Annotated in this window: 2 protein-coding genes; one reads left to right on the top strand and one right to left on the bottom strand. The window is 56.9% G+C overall.

Annotation, left to right across the window (positions count from 1 at the left end; all coding sequences use genetic code 11):
• Positions 1-67 precede the first annotated feature (67 nt).
• Positions 68-253: a DUF3606 domain-containing protein gene (locus tag NKI05_RS32215; protein WP_023815822.1), complete on the bottom strand. Its 186-nt coding sequence runs from the start codon at positions 251-253 to the stop codon at positions 68-70.
• A 126-nt stretch (positions 254-379) separates the two neighbouring features.
• Here NKI05_RS32215 and NKI05_RS32210 point away from each other — a divergent pair.
• The coding region (locus NKI05_RS32210) for an ATP-dependent DNA ligase (RefSeq protein WP_502898789.1) at positions 380-772 on the top strand (393 nt) is incomplete at its 3' end.

The raw sequence follows: 772 nt of genomic DNA, 5'->3' as shown, positions 1-772 counted from the left end.
TCGCTCGCGGGCGGGCCTTCATGTCGGTGCCCAATTATTGGTCTGCCGAGATCCGATAGCCTGGTCATTATTTCCGCAGAGCCTTCGCTTCTCGCTCCAGCGTTTCGCGTTGGTTGCCGTGCTTCGCGATCAGCTCTTTCACCTGCTGGGGTGTGATGCCGGTCTTTGTTGCGAAATACTCGACTTCATAATCCTCATCGGCCGAGACCCGGTCCCGATCGCGGAAGTCCCGCTTGCTCTTGTCGTCGGCCATATCGATTCCTCCTTCGCTCATCCCGCAACGCCGAGTTGACGAGTTTGTTGCACCCAAGAGGCTGATTTCCAGTTTCGGAACTATTTTAGCTTAATCTTATTGAATCGCCGGAGGGCGGATCAGTGCATGCGTTTGAAGTTCATCGAGCCGTTGATGCCGACCCTTGTGGAGAACCCTCCCGAGGGTGAAGGCTGGACCCACGAGGTCAAGTTCGACGGCTACCGATCGCAGATGATCATCGATGAAGACGGCACACGCATTTATACGCGCAACGGCCACGACTGGACGGCGAAATATCGCGACCTGGTGAGAGAGGCCAAGCGCCTTGGTGCCGAAAGCGCCATTGTCGACGGCGAGATAGTCGTTCTGAACGACAAGGGCCTTTCGGACTTCGCAGCGCTGCGCAAAGCCATTACCCGCCGGCAGCACGACTTGTATTTTGTTGCCTTTGATCTGCTTCATCTTAACGGCCACGATCTGCGCGATATGGCGCTAGAGGAGCGGCGCGAGATCCTGGCC

Origin of the sequence: Mesorhizobium sp. M0771 (genome assembly GCF_040320155.1) — a bacterium.
Taxonomy (GTDB): Bacteria; Pseudomonadota; Alphaproteobacteria; order Rhizobiales; family Rhizobiaceae; genus Mesorhizobium.
The sequence above is the reverse complement of the archived record's forward strand: the minus strand, read 5'-3'. Positions and strand labels throughout refer to the sequence as shown.

Coding starts and splice junctions, on each gene's coding strand:
- NKI05_RS32215 (WP_023815822.1), bottom strand. CDS start 253: ATGGCCGACGACAAGAGCAAGCGGGACTTCCGCGATCGGGACCGGGTC.